Below are 26,890 nucleotides of genomic sequence, written 5' to 3'. Positions count from 1 at the left end.
TCGGGGTTGAAGAAGGTGGTGCCGAAGTTGCGGTCGGTCAGCAGCATGGTGATCGCACCCGCCAGAACCGGCAGGGCGAGCAGCAGCAGGAACGTCGTCACCAGGATCGACCACACGAAGAGCGGCATCTTGTGGAGCGTCATGCCCGGCGCCCGCATGTTGAAGATCGTCGTGATGAAGTTGATGGCGCCGAGGATCGAGGAGGCACCGGCGAGATGGAGGGCGAGAATGGCGAAGTCCATCGCCGGCCCGGGCTGGCCGGAGGTCGACAGCGGCGGATAGATCGTCCAGCCGCCTCCGACGCCGGTCGCGCCCGGCGCGCTCGGCATGAACAGCGAGATGACCAGCAGCAGCAGCGCCGGCGGCAACAGCCAGAACGAGATGTTGTTCATCCGCGGGAAGGCCATGTCCGGCGCACCGATCATGATCGGCACGAACCAGTTGCCGAAGCCGCCGATCATCGCCGGCATCACCATGAAGAAGATCATGATCAGGCCGTGCGCGGTGGTGAAGACGTTGAAGAGCTCGGGATCGCCGAAGATCTGCATCCCCGGCTGCATCAGCTCAAGCCGGATACCAATCGACAATGCGCCGCCGATGATGCCGCTGATGATCGCGAAGATCAGATACAGCGTGCCGATATCCTTGTGGTTGGTGGAATAGAGCCAGCGCCGCCATCCCGTCGGGTGGTGGTGTTCGTGGGCTGCCTCTGCCGCGCTCGTAGCCATCTCAGTCGTCTCCTTGGAATTTCAGCGGCGAGCGGTGCGTCGCACGCTCAGCCAAATGCGTCCCGATCCTAGACGTCCCCCGCTTCGGCATCCTCGGCCGCCGGGGGCGGAAGGAGCTTGTAGGCCGCGTCGAGATCGGTCTCGGCCGCCTTCGCCCATTCCTCGTATTTCTCGGGCGAGACCGCCTGGATCGCGATCGGCATGAAGGCGTGGTTGCGGCCGCAGAGCTCGGAGCACTGGCCGTAATACATGCCTTCCCGCTCGACCAGGAACCAGGTCTCGTTAAGGCGCCCGGGGATCGCGTCGATCTTGAAGCCGAGCGAAGGGACCGCGAAGGAATGGATCACGCCCAGCGGTTCCGCCGTCACCAGCATCCGGATCACCGTGCCGGTCGGCACCACGAGGTTGTTGTCGACCGCCAGCAGCCGGGGCTGCGTCTTCGGATCGGTGATCTGGTCGTCGGTCAGCATGAACGACTCGAAGGAAATGTCGCCGTTGTCCGGATAGTCGTAGGTCCAGTACCAGGCGGCCATCCCGGTCGCCTTGATCGTCAGGGTCTTCTCGGGGTCGTAGTTGGGTACCGCGCGAGCCGGATCGTGCTGCGCGATCAGAAGCGAGAAGGACGGTATCGCGATACCGACCAGGATGAGGATCGGCAGGACGGTCCAGACCACCTCGATCAGGGTGTTGTGGCTGGTCTTCGAAGGCTCCGGATTGCGACGCGCGTTGAACCGCAGCATCACGATGACCAGCAGCGCGAGCACGAGCAGCGTGATCAGGGTGACCACGATCAGGAGCCCGTTATTGAAGCTGTGGATCATCCGCATGATCGGCGATCCGGCCGGCTGCAGATTGACCTCCCAGGGTCGCGGCTGGGTGGCCATGGCCGGACCAGCGACCCCCGACATGACCAGCACGGCCAGTATCGTGCTGCCCCATAGCGAAGACAATGCCTGCTTCACGCTTCTCTCCTTTGCCCACCAGCCCGCCCCGACGCGCGGGCACCGCGGCGAAATCCCGTCGTCGTTTCGACACGATCGGGTTTTCGCGCGAGTCGTATCAGACAGAAACCATATGCCGTTTTTCGCTGCAACGGCACGGTCCCCAACCGCGATGCGGCAAATCGCGCCCGCCACGGCCATTTTTCTGGCGCAAAACCGTGGATTTTCAACAAAGGTTAGTTTGGTGCAGGATGCGCGGCAAGCGATTCGGCATCTGGTCGCGTCCGGGGGATGGGGATAGATTCGCCCGGCGCCAAAGAGAAATAGCGCTATGCACAACGATGTGGACGACCGCCGGCGGCTCCCGAGCAGGGCCTACGACCGCAATGCCCGGTACCAGGAGCTCGACGACGAGGGATACGACTACGAGGATGACGGCGTCTACGAGGATGACGGTCGGGTTCCGCACGATCCGGTCTATGACGACTTCGACGAGACCGTCGACGGCTATGACGACGACATCCCGCCGCGCCGGAGCCGCCTCGTTCCCATCCTGACGATCGTCGCGGCGCTGCTCGCGGTCGCCATCGCCGTCGTCGTCGTGCTTTATGCCCTCGGGGTGTTCGACGGCGGCTCGGGCAGCACGACCGTCGCCACCGACGAACAGACGCCGGTCGACCTCTCCCCGGATAATGCGCCGGCGCCGCCGGACGTCAGGGAGGTCACGGTCAACCAGGTGCCGGCGGATCCCGCCACCGACGCACCGGCGCCCGACGTGCGCGACGCTGCCGTGTCGATCGCACCGCCGGCCGAGAGCGAACCGCCGGTCCGCTCGACCCATGGCGACTGGCAGGTCCGCTGCGATACGCCCGCCGGTGCGCAGAGCGAGCAATGCGTTCTCATGCAGTTCGTGACGGCCGAGGATCGCGACAATGTCGGCCTGACGGTCATCGTTCTGAAGACCGCGGACGGGCAGGCGCGGATCATGCGCATCCTCGCCCCGCTCGGCGTCCTGCTGCCCTCCGGCCTCGGCCTCAAGATCGACGACACCGATATCGGCCGCGCCGGCTTCGTCCGCTGCCTGCCGAATGGATGCGTCGCCGAGGTCATCCTCGAGGAGGATCTGCTCGGCCAGTTGAACAAGGGCAAGACCGCGACCTTCATCATCTTCCAGACGCCGGAGGAAGGAATCGGCATTCCGATTTCGCTCGCCGGCTTCGGAGAAGGTTTCCAGGCTCTGCCATAGGACGCGATCACACGCCAACGGAAAGGCGATTCGCGATCCGGCCCCCTTCCCGCGCCGCGCGGCGGAGCGCGGGAATGCCCGGTCCGGGCGACCGGGGGTTGGAACCGCCGGCGAAATGCCACACATATCGGGCTGACCAGACCGCCACCGGACACCCGATATGACCGACAAGCCCCATTCGCTCCTCGACCGCGCCGGCCTCGACCCCGCCCGCGCGACGACGCTCCTTGCCGATGCCCTGCGGGGCGCCGACGACGGCGAGCTCTATTTCGAATTCGCCCAGTCGGAGGGGCTCGTCTTCGACAATGGACGGCTGAAGTCGGCGAGCTTCGATACCAATCAGGGCTTCGGTCTCAGGGCGGTTGCCGGCGAAGCGGCCGGATACGCCCATTCCGGCGAAATCTCCGAGCAGGCGATCAAGCGGGCCGCCGATGCCGTACAGGCGGTCAAGGCCGGGCATACCGGCGTCTATGCCGACGGCCCGCAGGGGACCAATCGATCGCTCTATGGCGACGAGAGCCCGCTCGGCGCGCCGAGCTTCGCCGAGAAGGTCAAGCTGCTCGAGAAGATCGACGCCTATGCGCGCCAGAAGGACGACAAGGTCCGTCAGGTCACCGCGTCGCTTGCCGGCTCCTACAAGGTCGTCGAAATCCTGCGGGCCGACGGCAGGCTGGTCCGTGACGTCCGTCCCCTGGTCCGGGTCGGAGTCAATGTCGTGGTCGGCGACGGCGACCGGCAGGAATCCGGCTCGCACGGCATGGGCGGCCGCGAGGGCTTCGCGCATTTCGTCACCGGGGAGTCATGGCAGTCGGCGGTCGACGAGGCGCTCCGCCAGGCACTGGTCAATCTCACCGCGGTGCCGGCGCCGGCCGGGACCTTCGACATCGTGCTCGGTCCCGGCTGGCCGGGCATCCTCCTCCACGAGGCCGTCGGCCATGGCCTCGAGGGCGATTTCAACCGCAAGAAGGAGAGCGCCTTTGCCGGCCTGATGGGCGAGCGCGTCGCCTCTCCCGGCGTGACCGTCATCGACGACGGCACGATTCCCGGACGTCGCGGATCGCTCACCGTCGACGACGAGGGCACGCCGACCTCCTCGACCACCCTGATCGAGGACGGCATCCTCGTCGGCTATATGCAGGATCGCCAGAACGCCCGGCTGATGGGGATGGCGCCGACCGGCAACGGCCGACGCGAATCCTACGCCCATATCCCGATGCCGCGGATGACCAACACCATCATGCTCGGCGGCGAAGCCGATCCGGCCGAGGTTCTCGCCTCGGTCAAGGACGGCATCTACGCCGTCTCCTTCGGCGGCGGCCAGGTCGACATCACATCGGGCAAGTTCGTCTTCTCCTGCACCGAGGCCTACCGGATCGAAGGCGGCAGGATCGGGCCGGCGATCAAGGGCGCGATGCTGATCGGCAACGGCCCGGACGCGCTGACCCGGGTCAGGATGATCGGCAACGACATGCAGCTCGATCCCGGCATCGGCACCTGCGGCAAGCAGGGCCAGGGCGTGCCCGTCGGCGTCGGCCAGCCGACGCTGCGGATCGACAAGATCACGGTCGGCGGCACCGCCTGATCCCAGGCTTCGACCAGCGAAGAGGCGGCTTGCATACAATCTCCCCTCGACAGTAATCGCTGCCGCCCCTATCTGTTTGCGCTGCGAAAGAGGGCGCTGGAGAATGGCCGTCGAGACGCATGGATTTGACCTGCTGCCTGCGGTCGCGCTCCTCGGTGCGGGCGTCGTCGCGGTGCCGATCTTCAAGCGGATCGGTCTCGGATCGGTCATCGGCTATCTGGTCGCCGGCGTCGCCATCGGCCCGTTCGGGCTGCGGGTGTTCAATGACCCGGAAGCGATCCTCAGCGTCGCCGAGCTCGGCGTCGTCATGCTTCTCTTCATCATCGGCCTGGAGTTGAAGCCGTCGCGGCTGTGGTCGCTGAAACGGGACATCTTCGGGCTCGGGCTCGCCCAGGTGCTGGTCTGCACCGCCCTGCTCGCGGGGGCGGCAATGCTCGCCGGACTGTCGCCGCCGGTCGCGGTCGTCGCCGCCATGGGCCTCGCCCTTTCCTCGACGGCGATCGTCATGCAGATCCTCGAGGAGAACGGCCAGACCACCGATACCCATGGCCAGAAGATCTTCTCGATCCTGCTTCTCCAGGACCTCGCCATCGTTCCCGCCCTGGCGGTGGTCGCCTTCCTGGCGCCGTCGGTCAACGAAGGCCACGGACCGTCGGGATGGCTCGAGGCGGGCGTCGCGATCGGCGCGGTGGTCGGCGTCGTTATCGCCGGGCGCTACCTGTTGAACCCGATCTTCCGCTTCCTTGCCGACACCCGCGCCCGTGAGGTGATGACGGCGGCGGCGCTGCTCGTCGTCCTCGGCTCCGCCTTCGTCATGCAGCTTAGCGGGTTGTCGATGGCGATGGGCGCCTTCATCGCCGGTGTGCTCCTCTCCGAATCGAGCTTCCGCCACGAGCTGGAGGCGGATATCGAGCCATTCCGCGGCCTCCTGCTCGGGCTCTTCTTCCTCGGCGTCGGCATGTCGCTGGATCTCGCCTATATCGGCCAGTCCTGGCTGGTGATCATCGCCGCCGTGGTCGGCTTCATGGTCCTCAAGACGGCCGGTATCTATGGCGTCGCCCGGGCCTTCGGCAACGGCAACCCGGACGCGACGCGTATCGCGCTGATGCTGGCCCAGGGGGGCGAATTCGGCTTCGTGCTCTATGCGACGGCAACAAGCGCCGGTCTCTTCACGCCGGATGTCACCGCCCTCCTCAACGCCGCGGTGATCGTATCGATGGCCCTGACGCCGCTGGCGCCGTTCATCCTCGCGCGCCTCCTTCCCGAACGCGAGTCCTTCGAAGGCGTCGAGGCCGCCGACGGGCTGGACGGAACGGCACTGATCATCGGCTTCGGCCGTTTCGGACAGGTCGCCAGCCAGACGCTTCTGGCCAAGGGCATCGACGTTTCGATCATCGATTCCGACACCGAGATGATCCGCAGCGCCGCGCGGTTCGGCTTCAAGATCTATTACGGGGACGGATCGCGGCTCGACGTGCTGCGGGCGGCGGGAGCGGGACGGGCAAGAGTCATCGCCATCTGCATCGACGACCGCCGGGCCACTGACAAGGCCGTCGAGATCATCAAGACGGAATTCCCCTTCGCCAGGCTGCTGGTCCGCTCCTATGACCGTGGCCATTCGCTGAGCCTTATCGGCGCCGGCGTCGACTACGAGATTCGCGAGACCCTCGAATCCGCCATGCTCTTCGGACAAGCCGCGCTCATGGCGCTCGGCATTCCGGAGGACGAGGCGGCCGAGGTCGCCGACGGCGTTCGCAAGCGGGACGCCGAGCGCTTCAAGATCCAGATGGCCGAGGGAATCTACAGCGGACGCGAGCTGCTGAAGACCCGGCCGATGCCAACGCCGCTGTCCGAACCGAAGCGGGCCGCCGAACCGCTCAGCCCCGAAACGGCGGTGGTCGCCAAGGACGTCGAGTCCGACGAGGCCGAAGCCGGCACCGAGCGCTGAGGGCCGGCCCTACGGATAGAGCCGGGACTTCTCCCAGCCGTCGGCGGTCCTGACGAACTTGATGCGGTCGTGGAGCCGGAACGGCCGATCGGCCCAGAATTCGATCTGCTGAGGCGCGATCCGGAAGCCCGACCAGTAGTCGGGCCGGGGGATTTCGCCGACTCCGAACCTGGCGGTGAAGGCGGCGACCGCCTTCTCCAGTGCAAAGCGCGATTCCAGTGGCCGCGACTGCTTGCTCGCCCACGCGCCGATCCTGCTGCCGCGCGCCCGCGAGGCGAAATAGGCGTCGGCTTCCTCCTTCGATACCTCGCTCACCGGGCCGCGGACCCGGACCGAGCGGCGAAGGCTCTTCCAGTGGAAACAGAGAGCCGCCTTCGGATTGGCTAGCAATTCCCTCCCCTTGGCGCTTTCGTAGTTGGTGAAGAAGACGAACCCGTCCGCGTCGAAGCTCTTGAGGAGGACCATCCGGACGTCCGGCAGTCCGTCCTCGTCGACGGTGGCCAGCGCCATGGCGTTGGGATCGTTGGGCTCGGACGCTTCCGCCTCGCCAAACCATTCGGAAAACAGCGAAATCGGATCCGCCGACTGTTCGAGGTCACGAGTCATTAACGAAATATCACGATGCTGGTGGGCATTGTGCCAGGAGCCATCGGCCTTGAAGAGGTCACGTCCCCCATATAGCCGTCGCGACCCGCGCCGCCAATCGCCGATCACCGGTGAAGGCGGCCGCCAGGCTCCGCCATTCTTCCGGGCGGCATTATTGGCCGCCATCGCGTTGTCGGCTGGAGGATGCGCCCAGGTCGGACTGCCGACGCAGGCAACGGACCCGATCGCCACCGGCTCGATCCAGGTTTCGGTGACCGACGGCGTCGATCCTTCCGACTGGGAGGCGATGCGCCGGACGGTCGCCGGAATCGCCCCGAAGGATGCCGACCTGACGCGGCCGTGGAGCAACCCGCAGACCGGATCCTACGGTTCGATCACGGTCGCCACGGCCGAGCAGCGCAATGGTGGAACCTGCCGGCCCTTCTCGACCACGGTCAGCGACCTCAGGGGCGTGCGTCGCTACAGCGGCGAGGCTTGCCAGCCGGCAGGCGGCACCTGGCGGCTCACCGGCATAAGGGCCGACGACAGCAAGCTGCTTTAGGCTCCGGCCGGGTCAATCCCGGGCGATGATCTCGCGGCCCGCCAGGACCTCGGTCCCGCGGCTCGATCCCACCTTGCGTCGCCTGATGTTGCGCGACCGCCGCCCCCTGAACAGGCCGCGATTGCGGCGGGTCAGCGGCTTCGCGACCGCAACGGAACCCATGTTCTTGACCGGCACCCGTACCGTGCCGTCGCTCTCGATGACGAGCAGCGGCAGGTTGAGGGTGCGCCCCCATGCGATCCAGTCCGCCGCGGCGTCCTCCGGCGAGGCGGCGATGACAAGCGGCAGGGTCAGGGCGGGGTCACGGTGCATCAATTCGACCATGACGGTGATCTCGCCCTCCGTGCCGACCGGCTCGATACGAACCGAAACGCCGTCATAGGCGTCGACCGGCACCGTGATCGTCGCCAATGTCCCGGCGAGAGGCAGGCGAACGACCGCACGCTGGCGATCAAGCGTGAATGCCGGCCAATCCGGCGGAGAAACATGACGGATGGGCAAGGCGAACGGGTCGAGCCGGAAACTCCGGCTCGAACCCGCCGCGGCCTTGCCGGCCACAGCTGTCTGACGCACCAATAACGCTCCCCGGGTCCGTTTGTTCGTGGACCTCGTTCAGTGGCGCCAAGGTGACAGAAAGGGATCAGTATCCGCTTAAGGGGTTCGGTTAAATTTTACTGACTGGCCAGAGGGTTAGCGGCAGGTAACCGGTCAGGGTTCACAACACCTTGCCGGGATTGAGGATGCCCTTCGGATCGAAGGCGGACTTCAGCCGCCGCATCATGTCGATCTCGAGCGGGCTCTTCACCGTCTTGAGCAGGTCGCGTTTCAGCTGGCCGATGCCGTGCTCGGCGGAAATGGTGCCGCCGAGTTCGCCGACAATCGCATGGACCACCGCGTTGACGTCATCCCAGCGGGCGAGGAAGGCGGCCTTGTCCATGCCTTCAGGCTGGGTGATGTTGTAGTGGATGTTGCCGTCGCCGATATGGCCGAACGGGAACGGGCGGCAGCCGGGAACGACCTTCCGCACCGCCTCCCCCGCCCGCTCTATGAGTTCGGGCACCGCTGCCTGCGGCACGCCGACGTCATGCTTGATCGAACCGCCCTCGTGCTTCTGGACCTCGGAAAGGGCGTCGCGGAGGAGCCAGAAGGCGTTGACCTGCTCGAGCGACTGGGCCTGGACACCGTCGTCGACCAGGTCCTTCGAGAAGCCGTCGGCGAAGATCGCCTCGACGGTCGCCCGGGCATCCTCCTCGGAGCGCAGGGACGAGACCTCGAACAGGATGTACCAGGGATGCGGTCCGGCAATCGGATCGCGCGTGCCGGGCACGTATCGCACGACCGTCTCGATCGCGATCCGCGGCATGATCTCGAAGGCCGTGAGATTGCGCCCGGCGTAGCTGCGGGCGATCTCGAAAAGGCCGAGCGCCGCCGCGGGGCTCTGGAGACCGACGATCGCGACGCTCTTGCCGCGCGGCTTGGGAACGAGCCGCAACACCGCCGCCGTGATCACCCCGAGCGTTCCCTCGGCGCCGACGAACATATCGCGGAGGTCGTAGCCGGTATTGTCCTTGCGCAGCTTCCTCAGGCCGTCCCAGATCTCACCCGAGGCAAGCACGACCTCGACGCCGAGGACGAGCTCACGGGTGTTGCCATAGGCCAGCACCGCCGTGCCCCCGGCATTGGTCGAGAGGTTGCCGCCGATCCGGCACGACCCTTCGGAGGCGAGCGACAGGGGATACAGGCGCCCCACCGCGTCGGCGGCGGCATGGGCATCGGCGAGGATGACGCCGGCCTCCGCCGTCATGGTGTCGCCGGCCGCGTCGACCTCACGAATCCGGTTGAGACGCGCCAGCGAGAGAATCACCTGGCTGCCGCTGGCGTCCGGCACCTGACCGCCGACGACCCCGGTATTGCCGCTTTGCGGCACGATCGCCGTACCGGTCTCGTTGGCGAGCCGAAGGATGGCCGAGACCTCGCCCACCGTGCCGGGCCTGAGGACCAGCGGCGTCGTCCCGTGGAACTTGTTGCGCGGTTCGCTGAGATATGCGGCCATCGCGGCCGGATCGCGCAGCGCGTATTCCGTGCCGACGATCGCCGCGAAACGATCGACAAGCGCACTGTCCGGGAAGGGAATCTTGGCGTCCATTGGCCGCCATTCTAGGCGGCCCGACCGGACACGTCGAGGCGACGCACCGCATCAGCGGCACGTCGCAGTTCCCGGAAGGCCTACATCGCGCCGGGCTTGGCGACATGCCAGACGCCACCGACGCCATCGCCGGTCACGTCGCCGGGCTTGGCGTCGTTGATCCAGGTGTAGAGCGGCTTGCCGTCATAGGCCCACATCATGGTGCCGTCCTTGCGCTCGACCAGCGTCCAGTCGCCCTCCGCCATGGCCCCATCGGCGGCCATCAGCGGCGGCCAGTTGGTGGCGCATTGGTCGTAGCAGTTGGACATGCCGGTTTCGTCCTTGTCGAAGGTATAGAGCGTCATGCCGTTGTCATCGACAAAGACCTCGCCAAGCGAGGTTTCCATCGTCTTGGCCGGCCCCATCGCGAGCGCGGCCGTCGAAGCCGCGATGAGGGCGGCAACGGCGCCGGATATCAGGGTTTTCATGGCAAAGCCTCCTTTAAGGCTCCGGGCACGGAAAGCGCCCGGTCCGCGATGCAAACGCCTGATGCCGCCCTTTTATTCGTAACAAGTTATCTGGATTTGTGATCGCAAGGCCTCACGCTCATCCTTGATGCGCGGTTTGCCGTATGCGATAGAGGCCGCCTTCCAAAGGCGTAGTAAGGCGGGGCCGCGAATGACCAATACCAGCGCACTCATGCAGGGGAAGCGCGGCCTGGTCATGGGCGTCGCCAACAACCGCTCCATCGCATGGGGAATCGCCCGGGCCTGCCGGGAAGCCGGCGCCGAGGTCGCGATGACCTACCAGGGCGACGCCCTCAAGAAACGCGTCGAGCCGCTCGCCGAGGAAATCGGTGCAAAGGTCGTCGGCCATTGCGACGTCACCCAGTCCGAAACGCTCGATTCGGTGTTCGAGACGGTCGGCGAGCTGTGGGGCGGCCTCGATTTCCTGGTCCATGCCATCGCCTTTTCCGACAAGGAGCAGCTGACCGGCCGGTATGTCGACACGACCGCCGACAACTTCTCCAACACGATGCTGATTTCCTGCTTTTCGCTGACGGCGGTGGCGCAGCGCGCCGAAAAGCTGATGACCGACGGCGGGTCGATCCTCACCCTCACCTATTACGGCGCCGAGAAGGTGATGCCGCATTACAACGTCATGGGTGTCGCCAAGGCGGCGCTCGAGGCGAGCGTCCGCTATCTCGCCGTCGACCTCGGCGGCAACGGGATCCGCGTCAACGCCATCTCGTCCGGGCCGATCAAGACGCTCGCTGCCTCGGGTATCGGCGACTTCCGCTACATCCTGAAATGGAACGAGCTGAATGCGCCGCTGAAGCGCTCGGTCACCATCGAGGAAGTGGCCGATACCGGCCTCTTCCTGCTCTCCGACCTCGGCCGCAGCGTGACCGGCGAAGTGCTCCATGCCGACGCCGGCTACCATGTCGTCGGCATGAAGGCGGTCGACGCCCCGGATATCGCCACGGTCAAGGATTAGGCGGCGAGCGGCACCGCCCGCCCCGCGCCGTCGCCCGGCAGGCAGCCCAGCCCCTCGAGGGTGGCGGAGACCGCGGTGTCCAGCGGGGTATGCGGCTCGCTGCCGAGGAAGGCGACCAGCTTCCGGTTGTCGAGACGCAGCGGCTCCTTCCACAGGTATTTCATCTCCTGCATCTCATAGGCGAGCGTGACGAAGGGCGCGGCAAGCGTCATCGCCCACCAGGGAAACCGGCGGATCGGGATGCGGGGATCGGCGGCAGCCCGGACAATCGCCTCCGCCATCTCGATGCCGTCGTCCATCCAGTGTCCGGCGAAATGGAAGGTCTCGAAAGCCGGCAGTTCCCGCTCGCGTTCGATCAGCTGCATCATGGTCTCGGCGAGGTCGGGAAGATACGCCCAGGCGTGGCCGATGCCAGGCTTTCCCGGATGCCAGACCGAGCGCACCGGCTTGCCGGCCTTGACCATCGCGCCGGCGAACCAGTTGTTGCCCGCCCGCGGCCCGAAGAAGTCGCCGGCCCGCACGACAACCGAGCGGACACCGCGGCTGGCGGCGTCTTCCAGCATCGTCTCCATGGCGACCCGGACGCGGCCCTTGCGGGTCGACGGGTTCTGCGGCGACGTCTCGGCGAGCAGGGGAAATGCATCCGGCCCGTAATTGTAAATATTGCCCGGGACAACGATGCGTGCGCCGGTCGCTTCCGCCGCCGCGATCGTATTTTCGAGCATCGGGATCGCGATCGTCTCCCAATTGCGATAGCCGGGCGGGTTGGCACCGTGGACGATGATCGCGGCGCCCTCGGCCGCGGCGACGACGTCGTCCCGGTTCATCGCATCGCCGGTGATCCATTCCACCGGCTTGAGTTCGGGATGGCGGTTCGCGGCTTCGTCGACCCGGCGGCTCAGCGCCTTCACCCGCCACCCGCGCCGCAGCAACGCCAACGCGACTTCACCACCGAAGCCGCCCGTCGCGCCAATCACCAGAGCCGTCTTCCGTTCCGTCATGATCGTCTCCTTTCCTGTCCCGGCAAGACACGTAGGTCAAAGGCGCCTATAAAGAAATTGCATATAAATGCACTTCTGCAATACATATTTGTATGGCTATCCGCGATCCTGACTGGACCCTCTGGCGGACGTTCCGCGCCGTCATGCGCGAAGGCAGCCTCTCGGCCGCCGCCCGCGCGCTGACGCTGACCCAGCCCACCGTGGGCCGGCATATCGACCAGTTGGAGGCCGATCTCGGCACCGCGCTCTTCACCCGCTCGCAGGTCGGGCTGGAGCCGACGGCGGCTGCGGTCGAGCTCGCGCCCTACGCCGACTCGATGGCCGGCACGGCCGCGGCCCTGCTCCGTATCGCGTCCGGGGAGGCGGAGGAGGTGCGTGGCGCGATCCGCATCTCGGCGAGCGAAATCGTCGGCGGTGAGATATTGCCGCCCATTCTCGGCCGCTTCCTCGACGCGCATCCGGCCGTTGCCGTCGAGCTCGTCCTGTCGAACGAGACCGAGGACCTGCTGCGCCGGCAGGTCGACATCGCCATCCGCATGGTCCGGCCGACCCAGGCGGCGCTCGTCGCCCGCAAGCTCGGCGCCGTGCATATCGGTCTCCATGCCCATCGCCGGTACCTCGAAGCGCATGGCATGCCACGGACCCTTGCCGACCTCGCCTCGCACACCGTCATCGGCTTCGACACGGAGACTCCGAGCATCCGGGCGATGAAGTCGCGGGGCATCGATATCGACCGTGAGATCTTCAGCTTCAGGACCGACAGCGACCTCGCCCAGCTCGCCGCGATCCGGGCCGGCGCCGGCATCGGCGGCTGCCAGACCGGCCTCGCCCGTCGGCAACCCGAGCTCATCCCGGTGCTCACCGACGCCTTTGGCATCGACCTCGAGGTCTGGGTCGCCATGCACGAGGACCTCCGGTCGGTCAGGCGGATGCGGCTGATGTTCGACCATCTGGTCGAGGAAGTCGGCACCTATGTCGCCCAGGCGGGGCGTTAAGGCGCCGCCTCTCTTGCCTCCCGGCCCGCATTGCCGCAGAACCTCCGGGCAACCGTGCCCGGAATGGATTCCCCGACATGCAGCCGACCATCGTCTTCCTTCGCCACGGCGAGACCGACTGGAATGTCGAAGGACGCCTGCAGGGACAAAGAGACATCCCGCTGAACGACAACGGGCGCGGCCAGGCGAAGCGGAACGGCAAGGCAGTCCTCGCGGCGATTCCGGATATAGCCGGCTACGACTTCGTCGCCAGCCCGCTCGAGCGATCCCGCGAGACCATGGAGATCGCCCGGCTCGCCATGGGACTCGATCCGTCCGCCTATCATCTCGACGACCGGCTCCGCGAAATCACCTTCGGCGAATGGGAGGGATTCACCACCGAAGAGCTTCGCCAACAGGATCCGGCCCAGGTGGCGGCGCGGGAGCGCGACAAGTGGGGCTTCCTGCCACCCGGCGGGGAAAGCTACCGACTGTTGTCGGAACGGGTCGAGACGTGGTTCGCCGGTATCAAGCGGCCGACGATGGCGGTGTCTCACGGCGGGGTCGGCCGGGTCCTGCGCCGCACCTTGCTCGACCTCGACCCGCATGAGGCGGTGGCGATGCCGTTCCCGCAGGACCAGGCCATGCTGATCAGGGACGGTGCCGCGAGCTGGATCTAGGTTCGTGCCGGGCCTCACACATCCGTGACCGATGCGTGATCAGGGATCGTGTGTTCAGGCCCTAGTTTCCATCGCTGTAGAATCCACCCGACACGACCAGAGGAGACCAGCCATGTGCGATCTTGACGGCTGCGGCGCGCATAAGGAAATGCCGCCCATCATCATTCCCGACGAGCAAAGGCGGGCATTCCTCAAGGGGCTCGCGGCCCTTCCGCTCGCGGCCGTGCTTTTCGACCCGGTCCTGGCGCGCGCCCAGGCGGACACGGTCGAGATGATCGAGATCGACATGCCGGGCGGCGCTCCGGTGAAGGGAGCGCTGGCGCTGCCGGACGCCGAAAATGCCCCCGCCCTCCTCCTCGTCCACGAATGGTGGGGATTGAACGACCAGATCAAGTCGGTCGCCGCCGAATTCGCCAAGCTCGGCTTCATCGCCTTCGCCATCGACCTGTTCGATGCCGAACCGGCGACGACGCCCGACGGCGCCATGGCGCTGATCAAGGGACTCGACGCGGACCTCGCGACGAAGAAGCTGGTCACGGCGATCGACTGGCTGAAGAAGAACCCGCAAGGCAACGGCAAGGTCGGGACCATCGGCTGGTGCTTCGGCGGCGGATGGTCGCTGAATGCCTCGCTGGCGACGCCGGTCGACGCCACCGTCATCTATTACGGCAACGTCGCCAAGACCGCCGACGAGCTGAAGGCGCTGAAGGGGCCCGTGCTCGGCAATTTCGGCACCGAAGACCAGAACATCGACGCGGAGATGGTGGCCGGCTTCGAAGCGGCGATGAAGGAAGCCGGCAAGGCCGGCGAGCTCACCGTCAACTGGTACACGGCCGACCACGGCTTCGCCAATCCGACCTCGGCCCGCTACGACGCCGAGGACACGGCGCTTGCCTGGGACAGGACTCTGGCTTTCCTCAAGGCCAACCTCGGCTGACCACCGCTTCCTGCGACAAGGGGATCGGGCCCCTCGCCTGATCTCCTTTCGCCGCAAAATGCCCGATGCGCGCGTCAGTGCCCGCGGCCCAAAAGATTCACGCACTTTTCCGGAAAATGCATTAGAACCGGTCCGTTCTCGGAAACCCGCAGGCATGTCACACAACACTTTCGGTCATCTTTTCCGCGTCACCACCTGGGGCGAGAGCCACGGTCCGGCCATCGGCTGCGTCGTCGACGGCTGCCCGCCGCGCATCGCCATCTCCGAGGAGGAGATCCAGCACTACATGGACAAGCGCCGGCCCGGCCAGTCGCGCTTCACCACGCAGCGCCGCGAGCCCGACGCCGTGCGCATCCTCTCCGGGGTTTTCGAGGACGAGGAAACCGGCGACCTGCTGACCACCGGAACGCCGATCTCGCTCCTGATCGAGAATGTCGACGCCCGTTCGAAGGACTATTCGGAGATCAAGGACAAGTACCGGCCCGGCCACGCCGATCTCACCTACGAAGCCAAATACGGCATTCGTGACTACCGCGGCAGCGGCCGCGCCTCGGCCCGCGAGACCGCGACCCGGGTCGCGGCCGGGGCGATCGCCCGCAAGGTCGTGCCCGACATGATCGTCCGCGGCGCCCTCGTCCAGATGGGGCCGCACGCGATCGATCGCGACCGGTGGGACTGGGACGCGGTCGACAACAACCCGTTCTTCTGCCCCGATGCGGAGATGGCGGATTTCTTCGCCGATTATCTCGACGACATCCGCAAGCGCGGCTCGTCGGTCGGCGCGGTGATCGAGGTCATCGCGCACGGCCTGCCGGCAGGCCTCGGTGCGCCGGTCTATGGCAAGCTTGACCAGGACATCGCCTCCGGCCTGATGTCGATCAACGCGGTGAAAGGGGTCGAGATCGGCGCCGGTTTCGTTGCCGCGACCCTGACCGGCGAGGAGAATGCCGACGAGATTCATATGGGTCACGACGGCGAGATGAAATTCACGTCGAACCACGCCGGGGGCATCCTCGGCGGGATATCGACCGGGCAGCCGATCGTCGCCCGTTTCGCGGTCAAGCCGACCTCGTCGATCCTGACGCCGCGCCACACGGTCAACCGCGCCGGCGAGGAGGTTGAGGTATCGACCAAGGGGCGCCACGACCCCTGTGTCGGCATCCGGGCGGTGCCGATCGGAGAGGCGATGGTGGCGATCGCGCTCGCCGACCACTATCTCAGGCACCGCGGCCAGATCGGCTGAGGCGGACGGAATACATGACAACAGACAATGACAGGGTGAGCGAAGCCGTCAGGGCTTTCGCACGTGGTGAGATCGTCGTCGTCACCGACGACAACGACAGGGAAAACGAGGGCGACCTGATCCTTGCCGCCGTCCACGCCACCCAGGAGAAGATCGCCTTCGTCATCCGCCACACCAGCGGCATCGTTTGCGCCCCGCTCCCCCGCGAGACGGCGCGACGGTTGAACCTCAGCCCGATGGTCGCCGACAACGACGCGCCGCACAACACGGCCTTCACCATATCGGTCGACTTCCGGCACGGCACGACCACCGGCATTTCGGCGGAGGAACGCTGCGTCACCGTCCGGGCGCTTGCCAATCCGAATGCCGGATCGGGCGACTTCGTCCGCCCCGGCCACGTCTTTCCACTGATCGCGCGCGAAGGCGGCGTGCTGATGCGGTCCGGCCATACCGAAGCGGCCGTCGACCTCTGCCGCCTTGCGGATCTCGAGCCGGTTGGCGTCCTTGCCGAACTGGTCAATGACGACGGCACCGTGATGCGCGGACCGGAGGTCGCGGCCTTTGCTGAAAAGCACGGGCTCAGGACGCTCTCGGTCGCCGATCTCATTGCCTGGCGGCAGCGCAGCGAGACGCTGGTCGAGCGCGTCGGCTCCTTCGACATCGAGACCAAGGGCGGTCCCGCCCAGGCGATCGCCTACCGGACCGAATGGGACCCGACCGAGCACCTAGCGATCGTCTTCGGCGAGATCGGCGATGGACGCGGATTGCCGGTCCGCCTCCATCGCGAAGCCGTCACCCAGGACGTCTTCGCCGCGAAAAGCACGATCGACCGGATCATGGAGCAGCTCGGCGAGGCAGGCCGCGGCGTGATCGTCTATCTTCGCGAAGGCGCCGTCGGCGTCGCCACATCGGACGAGCGCCCGCGGGACCGGACCGCGGCCGGAGAGGAACACCACGGAACCGCCGACCAGCGACGCCGGGACTGGCGCGAGATCGGTCTCGGCGCACAGATTCTCCGCGACCTCGGCGTCACCTCGATCAGGCTGATTGCCTCCCGCGAGCTGCACTATGTCGGCCTCGACGGCTTCGGCATCGAAATCGAAGCGACCGACCTTCTCGAATCGTAGGAAGGTGGCGGGTCCGGCTATTCGCCGGCAACCTTTTCCTGTCGCCCCTTCGCCAGCCGTTCGGCGGACGCCCTGCGGAATTCGGACCGCTCGAAGAAGAGGACGATGATCAGCGCCGAGGCGAACGGCAGCAGCAGGTAGAACAGCCGGAAAACGATCAGCGCGGCAAGAACGCCCGCCTGGTCCATGTCGTCCAGCGCGGTCAGGAAGACATATTCGAGCACGCCGAGCCCGCCCGGCGCATGGGAGACGATGGCCACGGAAAAGGAAGCGACGAAGACGCCGAGCACCGTCAGGAAGCCCGGATTGCCGGCCTCGGGCAGGCAGAAATAGATGATTGCCGCCGCGCCCATGAGTTCCACCGGACCGACGATCAGTTGGCGCAGCACCACCTTGGGCTTCGGATAGTGCAGGTGGAAGCCGCCGATGATCAGCGGCTTGAAATGGAACATCGCGCCGGCGAGGTAGAACGCCACCAGCGACAGCAGCGCGAGGCCGATCACGATCGCCGCCCAGTCGGGCAGGTCGAAGAAGCGCTGGATGACCTCCGGTCTCGCCACGAGAACGATCCCGCCGAGCGTCAGCGAGCCGACCAGGAAGGTGAACGACGTGAGGGCGACCAGCACACCGATCTCAGCGGGCGACAATCCGCGCGAGCCGTAGGCACGGAACCGGATCACGGCGCCGGAAAGCAGCGAGGCGCCGATATTGTGGGACAGGGCATATGTGGTGAAGGACGTCACCATGACGAACGGCCAGTTGATCTTCCGGCCGAGATGGATCAGCGCGATGCGGTCATATTCGGCGAGCGCGAAATAGGCGACCAGAGTCGCGCAGATCGCCAGCGTCCAGCTGTGCGGGGAAATCGCCCCCAGGCTTTCCATGAGACTGGCGAAGGTAAGGTTGCGGAGCTCCTTGTAGAGAAGCCATCCGCAAAACGCGACCGCGAGGATCCCGACCGTCGGCCAGAAATAGTGACGAAAGCGGCCGAGCCTCTGCATCAATGTCCTTGCCTCCGGATCACTGCCCATCCCGGATCATCTGGTTTGCCTGCCACCATGTTGACATAGCGGCGCGATGGTGACGAAACCAGCGTTCCGTTGCGGCAAATTGCCCTTGATTTGCGCCGCTTTCAGGCATGCCTGGCTCCGAGCAGATATTCGTGGTTGCCGCCCGCGCCGGTAATCGGCGAATCGATCAGTCCGTCGACCGTCCATCCCGGCCGGGACGCCATCCAGTCGGCGATGCCATCGGCAGCGTTCCTGCCGGCCTGCGGGTCCCGGACGATCCCGCCCTTGCCGATGGCGCCGCGGCCGACCTCGAATTGCGGTTTGACCAGGAAGACACCCCAGGCACCGGGCGCGGCGAGGGCAAGCGCCGCCGGCAGAGCCAGCCGCAGCGAGATGAAGCTGACGTCGGAAACGATCGCCCCGACCGTGCCATGGACATGCTCGGCGGCGAGATCGCGCGCGTTGAGCCCCTCCCGCATCCGCACCGCCGGATGATCGCGGAGGCGATGGTGGAGCTGATCATGGCCGACATCGACCGCATAGACACGCTCCGCTCCGCGTTCGATCAGGACCTCGGTGAAACCGCCCGAACTCGCACCAATGTCGAGGACACGAAGGCCGGCCGGGTCGTAGCCGAAGTGATCCAGTCCGGCGACGAGCTTCAGCGCCGCGCGTGAAACGTAGCGGCCGGCCGGATCATGAGCCTCGATCGGTACGTCGGCCGCCACCATCATCGCCGGTCGCCTGGCCGTCTCGCCGGCAACGACGATGGCGCCGCGCAGGATCGCATCCCGCGCCCGTGCCCGGGTCGGCGCGATCCCCCGTTCGACCAGGGTCACGTCCAGGCGGCGACGCTCGTCGCTAGAGGAAGCAGCCAACGAAGGCGCCGGCGATAACGTCGAAATAGACGAGGCTCCCGAACGTCGTCCACGGGACGGCGCCGCCCGCCGCAACGGCGAGCGCGGCCGGCCCGATGGAGGTTTTCGTCGCCACGGTCATCACCAAACCCTATCACGGAATCACGAAGTAGAACCCTTCATGACCTGCCGACAAGGCGCTTGAGCTTGGCCATGGCAGTCTCCTCGTCCTCCTGATAGGCGATCGTGCCGGTGAAGGTTCCGTCCGAATTGAGCAGATAGACACCGGCGGTATGGTCCATCAGATACGGCCCCTTGTCGCGCTCCACCTTCCGCGAAAAGACCCGATAGGCGGACAATGCCTGGTCGATCGCCTCGCGCGATCCGGTCAGCCCGACGATCCGGGGATCGAAGGCCTGCAGGTATTCGGCGAGGACCGACTGGGTATCGCGCTCGGGGTCGACGGTGACGAAATAGACCTTCAGCTTGTCCGCATCCGGCCCAAGCTTCTCCATCATGCTGGTCATTTCGAGCAGCGTCGTCGGGCAGACCTCGGGACAGAAGGTATAGCCGAAGAACATCGCCGACGGATGCCCCTTGAGGTCGGCCTCGGTGACCGTTTCGCCATGCTGGTCGGTCAGCGAGAATGGCCCGCCGATCGAGGCGACATTGGCGGGTGGCGAATCCTCGTCGAGCTGGTTGATCACGAAGATCGCCGCGGCACCCGCGACGACCACCGCGACAGCCGCCCAGAGGACGTAGCGGACCGTCTTCATTGCCGTCATTGCTTCATGTCCATCTTCTTCTGGCCGTCGCCGCCGGAAGGTCCCTTGGAGCCCATCGCCGCGACGGGAAGGACGACGTCGACCGACCCGGCCCCGGCGAAGGTCAGCGTCACCGGCAGTTCCTCACCCTCGACGAAGGGCTTCTCCAGCCCGATGAACATGAGGTGGTATCCGCCCGGGGCAAGGGTGACGCTGCCGTGGGCGGGAATTTCCAGCCCGTCCTCGAGCGGCCGCATGGTCATCACCCCGTCCTCGACCTTCATTTCGTGAATCTCGCCGGTCTTCACGCCGGGAGACGACACGGCAACGAGCCGATCCGGCTCGTCGCCGTCATTGGTGATGGTCAGGAAGCCGCCGCCGGCCGGCGCGTTTGGCGGCGTCGCGCGGGTCCACAGACCGGTCAGCGTCAGGCTGCCGACGGTGACCTCCTGCGCGAATGCCTGCCCCGTGAAGGTCAAGGCGACCGCGGCAGCGGCGACGAAAGTACGGAAAAACATGGAATTTCCCCTTGAAATACGCGGAATCCAGCGCACCACGCGCGCTCCGCGACCTGAGAACGAAAGCGAAGTCGGTTGGTCTCAGGCGGGGAAGGGAGGGCCCCTAGCGCGGGGTCTTTCGGGGCCGGGGGCAGCAAGCGCGACCACGTCGCCGAGATCGGGGCGATCGGACAGCCGCTCCGGTATGAACAGGGCAAGGTCGCCGCACACAGGCAGGCCGGCCGGCGTCGTGACGCAGCCGGTGAAGCAGCAATCGCTCCGGTGCGAGATCGGCGCCACGGGTTCGCCGCCGCCGGACGATCCCAGGCAGAGGACAAGCCCGCTCCCCTCGCCCGCCGCCATGGCCCCGGTATGGAGCCCCGCCGCGAAGAGGTTGAAAAGCAGGAGGATCGCCAGCGCGCGCGCCAGCGACCGGCCATCCCGGCTTCTCGCCGCGGCAAGGAACGACCTCTGTCTCATCGACACATCTCTAGCACGTCGGGAACGCGGAACGCCGCGTCAGATCGCCTCTCAGGCGCGCAGCACCGCGGCACCGCCATCGCGGCCAAGCGCGGCGAAGGCGGCCGCGACAATGCCCGCCGCATCGAGCCCGGCGGCCGCATACATGGCATCCGGCTTGTCCTGGTCCACAAAGCGATCGGGCAGGGTCAGCGGCCGCACCTTGACGCCGCTGTCGAGCGCGCCGGAGGTCGCCAGGTGATTGAGGACGTGACTGGCAAAACCGCCGATCGCCCCTTCTTCGACCGTCAGCAGCACCTCATGCTCGCGGGCCAGACGGTCGACCAGCGCCGTGTCCAGGGGACGGGCGAAGCGGGCATCGGCGACCGTGGTGGAGAGACCGTGGGCGTCGAGTTCCTCCGCCGCGCGCAGGCATTCGCCCAGCCGGCCGCCGAAGGACAGGATGGCCACCTTGCTGCCCTCGCGCAGAACCCGGCCGCGCCCGATCTCGAGCGGCACGCCAACCTCCGGCATGTCGACGCCAATCCCCTCGCCGCGCGGATAGCGGAAGGACGACGGCCGATCGTCGATCGCCGCCGCCGTCGCCACCATATGGACGAGCTCCGCCTCGTCGCCCGGCGCCATGACGACGAAGCCCGGCAGGCAGGCGAGATAGGTCGTGTCGAAGGAGCCGGCATGGGTCGCGCCGTCGGCGCCGACGAATCCGGCCCGGTCGATCGCGAAGCGCACGGGCAGGCTCTGGATCGCCACATCGTGGACGACCTGGTCATAGGCGCGCTGCAGGAAGGTCGAATAGATCGCGGCAAACGGCTTGTAGCCTTCCGTCGCGAGCCCGGCCGCGAAGGTCACCGCGTGCTGCTCGGCAATGCCGACGTCGAAGCAGCGCCCCGGAAAGCGCTCGGCAAACAGGTCGAGGCCGGTGCCTCCCGGCATCGCCGCGGTCACCGCGACGATCTTGTCATCGGCCTCGGCCTCGCGGATGAGGGCGTTGGCGAAGACCTTGGTATAGGCGGGAACGTTCGCCGTGCTCTTGGCCTGCTTGCCGGTCACGACATCGAATTTGGCAACACCGTGATACTTGTCGGCCGAGGCTTCGGCCGGGGCATAGCCCTTGCCCTTCTTCGTCACGACGTGGACGAGCACCGGTCCGTTCCGCATGCTGCGGACATTCTGCAGCACCGGCAGCAGATGGTCGAGATTATGCCCGTCGATCGGCCCGACATAGTAGAAGCCGAGCTCCTCGAAGAGCGTCCCGCCGGTGAAGAAGCTGCGGGTGAATTCCTCGGTGAGCTTCGCCTTGTCGCGGAAAAAGCGGGGAAAGCGATCGAGCACCCGCTTGGCGAAGTTGCGGAAATTCCGGTAGGTGCGACCGGAGACCAGCTTCGCCAGATGAGCCGACATCGCCCCGACCGGCGGTGCGATCGACATGTCGTTGTCGTTGAGGACGACGATCAGCCGCGACTTGAGATGCCCGGCATTGTTCATCGCCTCATAGGCCATGCCCGCCGACATCGCGCCATCGCCGATCACGGCGACGACGTTGTTGTCGCCGTCGGCGAGATCGCGGGCTACCGCCATGCCGAGCCCCGCCGAGATCGAGGTCGAGGAATGCGCGGTGCCGAAGGGGTCGTATTCGCTTTCGGCGCGTTTGGTGAAGCCGGACAGCCCGCCGGCCTGCCGGAGCGTCCTGATCCGGTCCCGGCGACCGGTGAGAATCTTGTGCGGATAGGCCTGATGGCCGACATCCCAGACGATCCGGTCCCGCGGCGTATCGAAGACGTAGTGCAGCGCGACGGTCAGCTCGACGACGCCAAGGCCGGCGCCGAGATGCCCGCCGGTCACCGAAACGGCGGAGATCGTCTCCTGCCGCAACTCGTCCGCGAGCTGCCGGAGCTGTGTCGGTTCGAGACTGCGGAGATCCTCCGGCAGGCGCACCTTGTCGAGGAGCGGCGTTGGTGAGGCTGTCATCTTCGCGGCGGGAGATCCTGCGGTTGATTCGGGCGGTCTCGGTTGCATCGAAAAAGGGTTATAGCAGCCCGAATTAAGGCACGCATCACGAAGTCCCGCGGCGGCGGACACGGAAGGCGCCATGGCTGGCGAGACGTTAATGATCGGTCCATCCGCGGCTTCCGGTGCGGGCGGACCGTTCCGCCACCTCAATCGGGCATCGGGATGAATTCCTCCTCGTCCCCGAAGACCTTGTCGAAACGGCCCAGTTTCCAGTCATTCTTGGCTTCCTCGATCCGTTCCTTCGAAGAAGAGACAAAATTCCACCAGATATGCCTGGGGCCATCCATGGCCTCGCCGCCAAGCAGCATCAGCCGGGTCGGGGCGAGCGCCCTGACGACCAGGCTGTCGCCCGGCTTGAAGACCACGAGACGCGTCGCGTCGAACCGGTCGCCGCCGACTTCGATCGCGCCCTCCACCACATAGGCGGCCCTTTCCTCGTGGCCGGCGTCGATCGGCAGCCTGGCACCGGCTTCGAGCGTGACATCGGCGTAGAACATGTCGCTGAAGGTTTCGACCGGCGACCGCTCACCGTAGAGTGAGCCGACGATCAGCCGCACGGTCGCTCCGTCGCCGCCGAAGACCGGCAGCGCATCGCGCCCGTGATGGGTGAATGTCGGCGCCGCCTCCTCGTGCTCCCTCGGCAAGGCGACCCATGTCTGGAACCCGAAGAGCTTGTGGCGCTCGCCGCGGAATTCCCTGGGTCCCCGTTCCGAATGGGCGATCCCGCTTCCAGCCGTCATCCAGTTCACCTCGCCCGGAAGAATGGTTTGTTCGTTTCCGATCGAGTCGCGATGCACGAAGGCGCCATCATGGATGTAGGTAACCGTGGCGAGTCCGATATGAGGATGCGGCCGGACGTCGAACTTCTCGGTCATCAGGATCTCGGCGGGACCGGCCTGGTCCATCAGGATGAAGGGCCCGACCATCCGCCGCTCGATCGCGGGCAGCACGCGGCCGACGGTGAAGCCGCCAAGATCCTTGGTGCGCGGGACGACGACGGCATCGATCAGGTCGGCGGCGCCGGCGTCGCCGAAACCGGGATCGGGCATTGGAAGCGGACGCATGGGAGACTCCGTTGTGCGAAACGACTGAGATAGCGCCGCGCCGAAGCGATGCAAGCGGCGCGAATCAGGACCCGCCGTCGAGGGGCTCGGATCCGGTCGCTTCGCCGCCGGCGCCGACCCTGATCCTGTCGACCCTGCCCTCGGCCTCCTTCAGCAGCTTCTCGCAATGCGCCTTGAGCGCCTCGCCGCGCTCATAGATGGAAATCGACTCCTCGAGATCGACCTGGCCCCGCTCCAGCCGCTGGACGATCGATTCCAGCTCCTCGAGAGCCTTTTCGAAGGAGAGTTCGCTCACGGCAACGGGCTGATTGTCCGGCATTCTGTCTCCTTGGCGGCCTCACGACGGCCGGTTCCTCGGCTTGATCCGCCCATTCTATAGGTTCCGGCGGCGAGTCGGCCAACCCCGGCTCAGTCCGGCGGACGTTCGTTGAGCTCGGCCAGCATATCCATCAGGGCGCGGAAGCGCTTTTCGCCGAGGACCGAGCGATAGTCGTCCTCGATCCGTTTCTTCACACGGTTGGAATCGCCTAGCATCCGGCGGCCCGCAGCGGTGAACACGATACGCCTGGCGCGACTGTCCTCGGGATCGGGCCGCCGCTCGACGATCCCGTCGGCGACGAGGCCGTCGAGAAGCTGCTGGACCGCCTGCTTGCTCAGCCCCATGCGACGGACCAGTTCGGACTGGCGAATCCCCGACCGCCCGACATGCATGATGACGTTGGCGCGTGCCTCCGCGGCCCACGGGTGGCCCATGGCGACAAGGCCCTCGTCGAGTTCACGCTTCCAGCGCTGCGTCGCCTGCCACAGGCGCCAGCCGACATGGTCCAGTGCGTCCGGCCAATCATTTTCGTCAAGTTTCTTGACCAATAGACCGCCTTTCAATATAGTCAAGGTACTTGACCATACGCGAACCGACCCCAAACACCAAAACCCCATCCGCAAGGAGGCATGCGATGCCCATCATATCCGCCCGGTCAGCGCCGACATTCGATATTCCGGGCGTGACCTTCACGGGTCTTGCCGCCCCCAGCCGCGGCGCCAGCGAGAATTCGGTCTGGCGCGTCGTCATGCGGCCGGGAACGCCGGCCAATATCCACCGCTTGAGCCGCGAGGAAATCCTCGTCGCCATTTCCGGCTCGGCTCGCGTTTCGATCGACGGGACGGAATCGGAATTCACCGCGGGCAGCGCCGTCATTGTTCCGCCCGACACCGAATTCGCCCTCTACAATCCCGGTACGGAGCCTTTCGAGGCGGTCGCCGTCCTCCCTGTCGGCGGGCAAGCAATGATCGGCGATGCCCCGCCTTTCACGCCCCCCTGGGCGGAGTAGCGCTCAGGCCTTCATCAGGGCGTCGACATGGGCGGCGACCGACATGGCGAGGCCCTGCAGATCGTAGCCGCCCTCGAGAACGCTGACGATGCGCCCGCCGCAATGCCGGTCGGCAAGGCGCATCAGCTCCTCGGTCGCCCAGGCGAAATCCTCCTCGCGGAGATTCAGCGAGGCGAGCGGATCGCGCCAGTGGGCGTCGAAGCCGGCGGAGATGATGATGAGGTCGGGCGCGAAGGCATTGGTCGCCGGCAGGAGGCGCGAAGAGAAGGCTTCCTCGAATTCGACTCCGCCCGCGCCGGCCGACAGCGGCGCATTGAAGATATTCCCGGCGCCGACCTCGGACTTGGCTCCGGTTCCCGGATAGAGCGGCATCTCGTGGGTCGAGCCATAGAGAATCGTCGGGTCGGACCAGACGATCGCCTGCGTCCCGTTGCCGTGATGGACGTCCCAGTCGAGAATCGCGACGCGTTCGGCGCCGTGGACGCGCTGGGCATGCCTGGCGGCGATGACGGCATTGGCGAAAAGGCAGAAGCCCATGGCCTCGCCGGCCTCGGCGTGATGGCCCGGCGGCCTGATCGCGCAGAAGGCGTTCGCGGCCTCGCCGTCCATCACCGCGTCGACGGCGAGGCAGGCGGCGCCGGCGGCATTCGACGCGACCTCGAAGCTTCTAGGCGAAACCCAGGTATCGGCGTCGAGCGGCACCTCGCCCTCGTCCGGCATCCTGCTTCGCAGCAGGGCGACATACGCCTCCGTATGGGCCGTCGTCAGGACAGCGTCGTCGACCGGCTTGGCGCCGCGCCGGATCAGCGGATCGAACTGATCGGCGGTCAGGGCATCGGTAATGGCCCGCAGGCGTTCCGGTCGTTCGGGATGACCTTCCGGCACGCGGTGCTCGAGAAAAATCCCGTCGGAGACTAGAAGCGTGGCCAATGGCAAGTCCTCGGGGCGCTATGTCCGGTTGCGGTCGAGAAATTCGAGCAGCGCATCATGCGCTGCCGGCGAATGGAGGAGGTCGGGAAAGCTGTTCGCCTCCTGGGTTATCCGATGGACGACCTCGCGACGATCGCCCCGCATCAGCCGTCTTGCAAGCCGGACTGCCTGCGGCGGCTTGGCGGACAGGGCGCGGGCATAGCTCAGCGCCACCGGCTCGAGGTCCTCCGGCACGACAATGCGGTTGATGAGCCCGGCCATCAACGCCCGCTGGGCATCGAATTGTTCGCCCATCACCATCAGTTCGAAGGCCAGGTGGTAGCCCATGATATTGGGCGCGAGCAGGCTCGATCCCGCCTCCGGCGGCATGCCGAGGCCGGCGCATGGCGAGGAAAAGACGGACCACTCGCTGGCAACGACGAAGTCGCAATGAAACAGCATCGTGGTGCCGATGCCGACCGCGAGGCCGTCGACCGCCGCGACGACCGGCTTGTCGAGCGTCGCCAGCGTCTTGACGAAACGCAGCGAACTCTCGCCGAAGGTGCTCGCCTCGAAATGGCTCCTCAGATCGTCGACATCGTGGCCCGCCGTGAAGACACCGGGCATGCCGGCGAAGAGGACGACGCGGATACCCGTGTCGTGGTCGGCAAGCGCGAGCGCATCCGCCACCGTCTCGTACATCTCCGCCGAAATCGCATTGCTCTTTTCCGGCCGGTCGATTCGGATGGTCTGCACCCCCTCCTTCACATCGATCGAAATATGTTCGTCCATCGG

Annotated in this window: 30 protein-coding genes; 11 read left to right on the top strand and 19 right to left on the bottom strand. The window is 66.3% G+C overall.

Annotated features, from left to right (window positions below; translation table 11 throughout):
• A partial coding sequence (locus tag KDJ86_RS02320; protein WP_291742357.1) for a cbb3-type cytochrome c oxidase subunit I occupies positions 1–728 on the bottom strand: 728 nt, incomplete at its 3' end.
• 68 nt (positions 729–796) lie between these two features.
• A complete protein-coding gene (gene coxB, locus KDJ86_RS02315; protein WP_521085246.1) occupies positions 797–1,690 on the bottom strand; it encodes a cytochrome c oxidase subunit II in 894 nt (297 codons plus the stop codon).
• Between the two features lie 754 nt (positions 1,691–2,444).
• On the opposite strand from coxB, the gene KDJ86_RS02310 reads away from it, so the two are divergent.
• The 3 genes from KDJ86_RS02310 (at position 2,445) to KDJ86_RS02300 (ending at position 6,445) form a co-directional block, all read left to right on the top strand.
• Positions 2,445–2,915: an invasion associated locus B family protein gene (locus KDJ86_RS02310; protein ID WP_291742363.1), complete on the top strand. Its 471-nt coding sequence runs from the start codon at positions 2,445–2,447 to the stop codon at positions 2,913–2,915.
• A 160-nt stretch (positions 2,916–3,075) separates the two neighbouring features.
• Positions 3,076–4,497 carry a metalloprotease TldD gene (gene tldD / locus KDJ86_RS02305; RefSeq protein WP_291742354.1) on the top strand — a complete coding sequence of 474 codons (1,422 nt, stop codon included), beginning with the start codon at positions 3,076–3,078 and terminating at the stop codon, positions 4,495–4,497.
• A 103-nt stretch (positions 4,498–4,600) separates the two neighbouring features.
• On the top strand, positions 4,601–6,445 hold the full coding sequence (locus KDJ86_RS02300) for a monovalent cation:proton antiporter-2 (CPA2) family protein (protein ID WP_291742351.1): 1,845 nt from the start codon (positions 4,601–4,603) through the stop codon (positions 6,443–6,445).
• A gap of 9 nt (positions 6,446–6,454) precedes the next feature.
• Here KDJ86_RS02300 and pdxH read toward each other — a convergent pair whose 3' ends face one another.
• On the bottom strand, positions 6,455–7,051 hold the full coding sequence (gene pdxH, locus KDJ86_RS02295; RefSeq protein ID WP_291742347.1) for a pyridoxamine 5'-phosphate oxidase: 597 nt from the start codon (positions 7,049–7,051) through the stop codon (positions 6,455–6,457).
• 154 nt (positions 7,052–7,205) lie between these two features.
• Here pdxH and KDJ86_RS02290 point away from each other — a divergent pair, with 154 nt between their 5' ends.
• Entirely contained in the window at positions 7,206–7,592 is a 387-nt protein-coding gene (locus tag KDJ86_RS02290) for an RT0821/Lpp0805 family surface protein (RefSeq protein ID WP_291742343.1), read from the top strand.
• A 12-nt stretch (positions 7,593–7,604) separates the two neighbouring features.
• Here the strand turns inward: KDJ86_RS02290 and KDJ86_RS02285 are convergent, their stop codons facing one another.
• The 3 genes from KDJ86_RS02285 to KDJ86_RS02275 all read right to left on the bottom strand — a co-directional run bounded on the left by KDJ86_RS02285 (position 7,605) and on the right by KDJ86_RS02275 (position 10,205).
• Positions 7,605–8,165: a DUF6101 family protein gene (locus KDJ86_RS02285; RefSeq protein ID WP_291742340.1), complete on the bottom strand. Its 561-nt coding sequence runs from the start codon at positions 8,163–8,165 to the stop codon at positions 7,605–7,607.
• Positions 8,166–8,307: 142 nt separating this feature from the next.
• Positions 8,308–9,738, bottom strand: a complete 1,431-nt coding sequence (locus tag KDJ86_RS02280) for an FAD-binding oxidoreductase (RefSeq protein WP_291742337.1) — start codon at positions 9,736–9,738, stop codon at positions 8,308–8,310.
• An 80-nt stretch (positions 9,739–9,818) separates the two neighbouring features.
• Positions 9,819–10,205: a COG4315 family predicted lipoprotein gene (locus KDJ86_RS02275; protein WP_291742335.1), complete on the bottom strand. Its 387-nt coding sequence runs from the start codon at positions 10,203–10,205 to the stop codon at positions 9,819–9,821.
• A gap of 190 nt (positions 10,206–10,395) precedes the next feature.
• Here KDJ86_RS02275 and fabI point away from each other — a divergent pair, with 190 nt between their 5' ends.
• Entirely contained in the window at positions 10,396–11,214 is an 819-nt protein-coding gene (fabI, locus tag KDJ86_RS02270) for an enoyl-ACP reductase FabI (protein WP_291742332.1), read from the top strand.
• Here fabI and KDJ86_RS02265 read toward each other — a convergent pair.
• A complete protein-coding gene (locus KDJ86_RS02265; RefSeq protein WP_291742329.1) occupies positions 11,211–12,215 on the bottom strand; it encodes an SDR family NAD(P)-dependent oxidoreductase in 1,005 nt (334 codons plus the stop codon). The genes fabI and KDJ86_RS02265 overlap by 4 nt on opposite strands.
• 92 nt (positions 12,216–12,307) lie before the next feature.
• Here KDJ86_RS02265 and KDJ86_RS02260 point away from each other — a divergent pair, with 92 nt between their 5' ends.
• The 5 genes from KDJ86_RS02260 (at position 12,308) to ribB (ending at position 17,176) form a co-directional block, all read left to right on the top strand.
• Positions 12,308–13,210, top strand: coding sequence for a LysR family transcriptional regulator (locus tag KDJ86_RS02260; RefSeq protein ID WP_291742326.1), 903 nt, complete (start codon positions 12,308–12,310; stop codon positions 13,208–13,210).
• A gap of 77 nt (positions 13,211–13,287) precedes the next feature.
• Positions 13,288–13,869: a histidine phosphatase family protein gene (locus tag KDJ86_RS02255; RefSeq protein ID WP_291742322.1), complete on the top strand. Its 582-nt coding sequence runs from the start codon at positions 13,288–13,290 to the stop codon at positions 13,867–13,869.
• Between the two features lie 112 nt (positions 13,870–13,981).
• Entirely contained in the window at positions 13,982–14,806 is an 825-nt protein-coding gene (locus KDJ86_RS02250; RefSeq protein ID WP_291742319.1) for a dienelactone hydrolase family protein, read from the top strand.
• Positions 14,807–14,960: 154 nt separating this feature from the next.
• Positions 14,961–16,049, top strand: coding sequence for a chorismate synthase (aroC, locus tag KDJ86_RS02245; protein WP_291742317.1), 1,089 nt, complete (start codon positions 14,961–14,963; stop codon positions 16,047–16,049).
• Between the two features lie 14 nt (positions 16,050–16,063).
• Positions 16,064–17,176, top strand: coding sequence for a 3,4-dihydroxy-2-butanone-4-phosphate synthase (ribB, locus tag KDJ86_RS02240; RefSeq protein ID WP_291742315.1), 1,113 nt, complete (start codon positions 16,064–16,066; stop codon positions 17,174–17,176).
• A gap of 17 nt (positions 17,177–17,193) precedes the next feature.
• On the opposite strand, the gene KDJ86_RS02235 is transcribed toward ribB, so the two are convergent.
• The 10 genes from KDJ86_RS02235 to KDJ86_RS02190 all read right to left on the bottom strand — a co-directional run bounded on the left by KDJ86_RS02235 (position 17,194) and on the right by KDJ86_RS02190 (position 24,725).
• Positions 17,194–18,177, bottom strand: a complete 984-nt coding sequence (locus KDJ86_RS02235; protein ID WP_291742313.1) for a lysylphosphatidylglycerol synthase domain-containing protein — start codon at positions 18,175–18,177, stop codon at positions 17,194–17,196.
• Positions 18,178–18,308: 131 nt separating this feature from the next.
• Complete coding sequence (locus KDJ86_RS02230; RefSeq protein ID WP_291742310.1) at positions 18,309–19,064, bottom strand: TlyA family RNA methyltransferase; 756 nt, start codon at positions 19,062–19,064, stop codon at positions 18,309–18,311.
• Positions 19,048–19,179, bottom strand: a complete 132-nt coding sequence (locus tag KDJ86_RS02225; RefSeq protein ID WP_291742307.1) for a hypothetical protein — start codon at positions 19,177–19,179, stop codon at positions 19,048–19,050. The genes KDJ86_RS02230 and KDJ86_RS02225 overlap by 17 nt, the downstream gene beginning before the upstream one ends.
• A 43-nt stretch (positions 19,180–19,222) precedes the next feature.
• Complete coding sequence (locus KDJ86_RS02220) at positions 19,223–19,828, bottom strand: SCO family protein (RefSeq protein WP_291742304.1); 606 nt, start codon at positions 19,826–19,828, stop codon at positions 19,223–19,225.
• On the bottom strand, positions 19,825–20,325 hold the full coding sequence (locus KDJ86_RS02215; protein ID WP_291742301.1) for a copper chaperone PCu(A)C: 501 nt from the start codon (positions 20,323–20,325) through the stop codon (positions 19,825–19,827). Before KDJ86_RS02215 ends, KDJ86_RS02220 begins: the two co-directional genes overlap by 4 nt.
• A gap of 81 nt (positions 20,326–20,406) precedes the next feature.
• Positions 20,407–20,784 carry a hypothetical protein gene (locus KDJ86_RS02210; protein ID WP_291742298.1) on the bottom strand — a complete coding sequence of 126 codons (378 nt, stop codon included), beginning with the start codon at positions 20,782–20,784 and terminating at the stop codon, positions 20,407–20,409.
• 51 nt (positions 20,785–20,835) lie between these two features.
• Positions 20,836–22,752 (bottom strand): 1-deoxy-D-xylulose-5-phosphate synthase, encoded by a 1,917-nt coding sequence (dxs, locus tag KDJ86_RS02205; RefSeq protein WP_291742295.1) that lies wholly within the window; start codon positions 22,750–22,752, stop codon positions 20,836–20,838.
• Between the two features lie 188 nt (positions 22,753–22,940).
• Positions 22,941–23,858 (bottom strand): pirin family protein, encoded by a 918-nt coding sequence (locus KDJ86_RS02200; RefSeq protein ID WP_291742292.1) that lies wholly within the window; start codon positions 23,856–23,858, stop codon positions 22,941–22,943.
• 64 nt (positions 23,859–23,922) lie between these two features.
• Positions 23,923–24,177, bottom strand: a complete 255-nt coding sequence (locus KDJ86_RS02195) for an exodeoxyribonuclease VII small subunit (RefSeq protein WP_291742290.1) — start codon at positions 24,175–24,177, stop codon at positions 23,923–23,925.
• Positions 24,178–24,266: 89 nt separating this feature from the next.
• The gene (locus KDJ86_RS02190) at positions 24,267–24,725 is read right to left on the bottom strand and encodes a MarR family winged helix-turn-helix transcriptional regulator (RefSeq protein ID WP_291742287.1); all 459 of its coding nucleotides are present in this window, start codon (positions 24,723–24,725) and stop codon (positions 24,267–24,269) included.
• Between the two features lie 86 nt (positions 24,726–24,811).
• Here KDJ86_RS02190 and KDJ86_RS02185 point away from each other — a divergent pair, with 86 nt between their 5' ends.
• Positions 24,812–25,186, top strand: coding sequence for a cupin domain-containing protein (locus KDJ86_RS02185; RefSeq protein ID WP_291742284.1), 375 nt, complete (start codon positions 24,812–24,814; stop codon positions 25,184–25,186).
• 3 nt (positions 25,187–25,189) lie between these two features.
• Here KDJ86_RS02185 and KDJ86_RS02180 read toward each other — a convergent pair whose 3' ends face one another.
• Both KDJ86_RS02180 and KDJ86_RS02175 read right to left on the bottom strand, forming a co-directional pair.
• Positions 25,190–26,116, bottom strand: a complete 927-nt coding sequence (locus KDJ86_RS02180; RefSeq protein WP_291742281.1) for a histone deacetylase family protein — start codon at positions 26,114–26,116, stop codon at positions 25,190–25,192.
• A gap of 18 nt (positions 26,117–26,134) precedes the next feature.
• The gene (locus KDJ86_RS02175; RefSeq protein WP_291742278.1) at positions 26,135–26,887 is read right to left on the bottom strand and encodes an enoyl-CoA hydratase-related protein; all 753 of its coding nucleotides are present in this window, start codon (positions 26,885–26,887) and stop codon (positions 26,135–26,137) included.
• Positions 26,888–26,890: the final 3 nt, after the last annotated feature.

This window comes from Bauldia sp. (assembly GCF_020442045.1).
In the GTDB taxonomy this organism is placed as follows: Bacteria; Pseudomonadota; Alphaproteobacteria; order Rhizobiales; family Kaistiaceae; genus Bauldia.
Note: the sequence above shows the minus strand (reverse complement) of the source record. Positions and strands in the feature narration are given on the sequence as shown.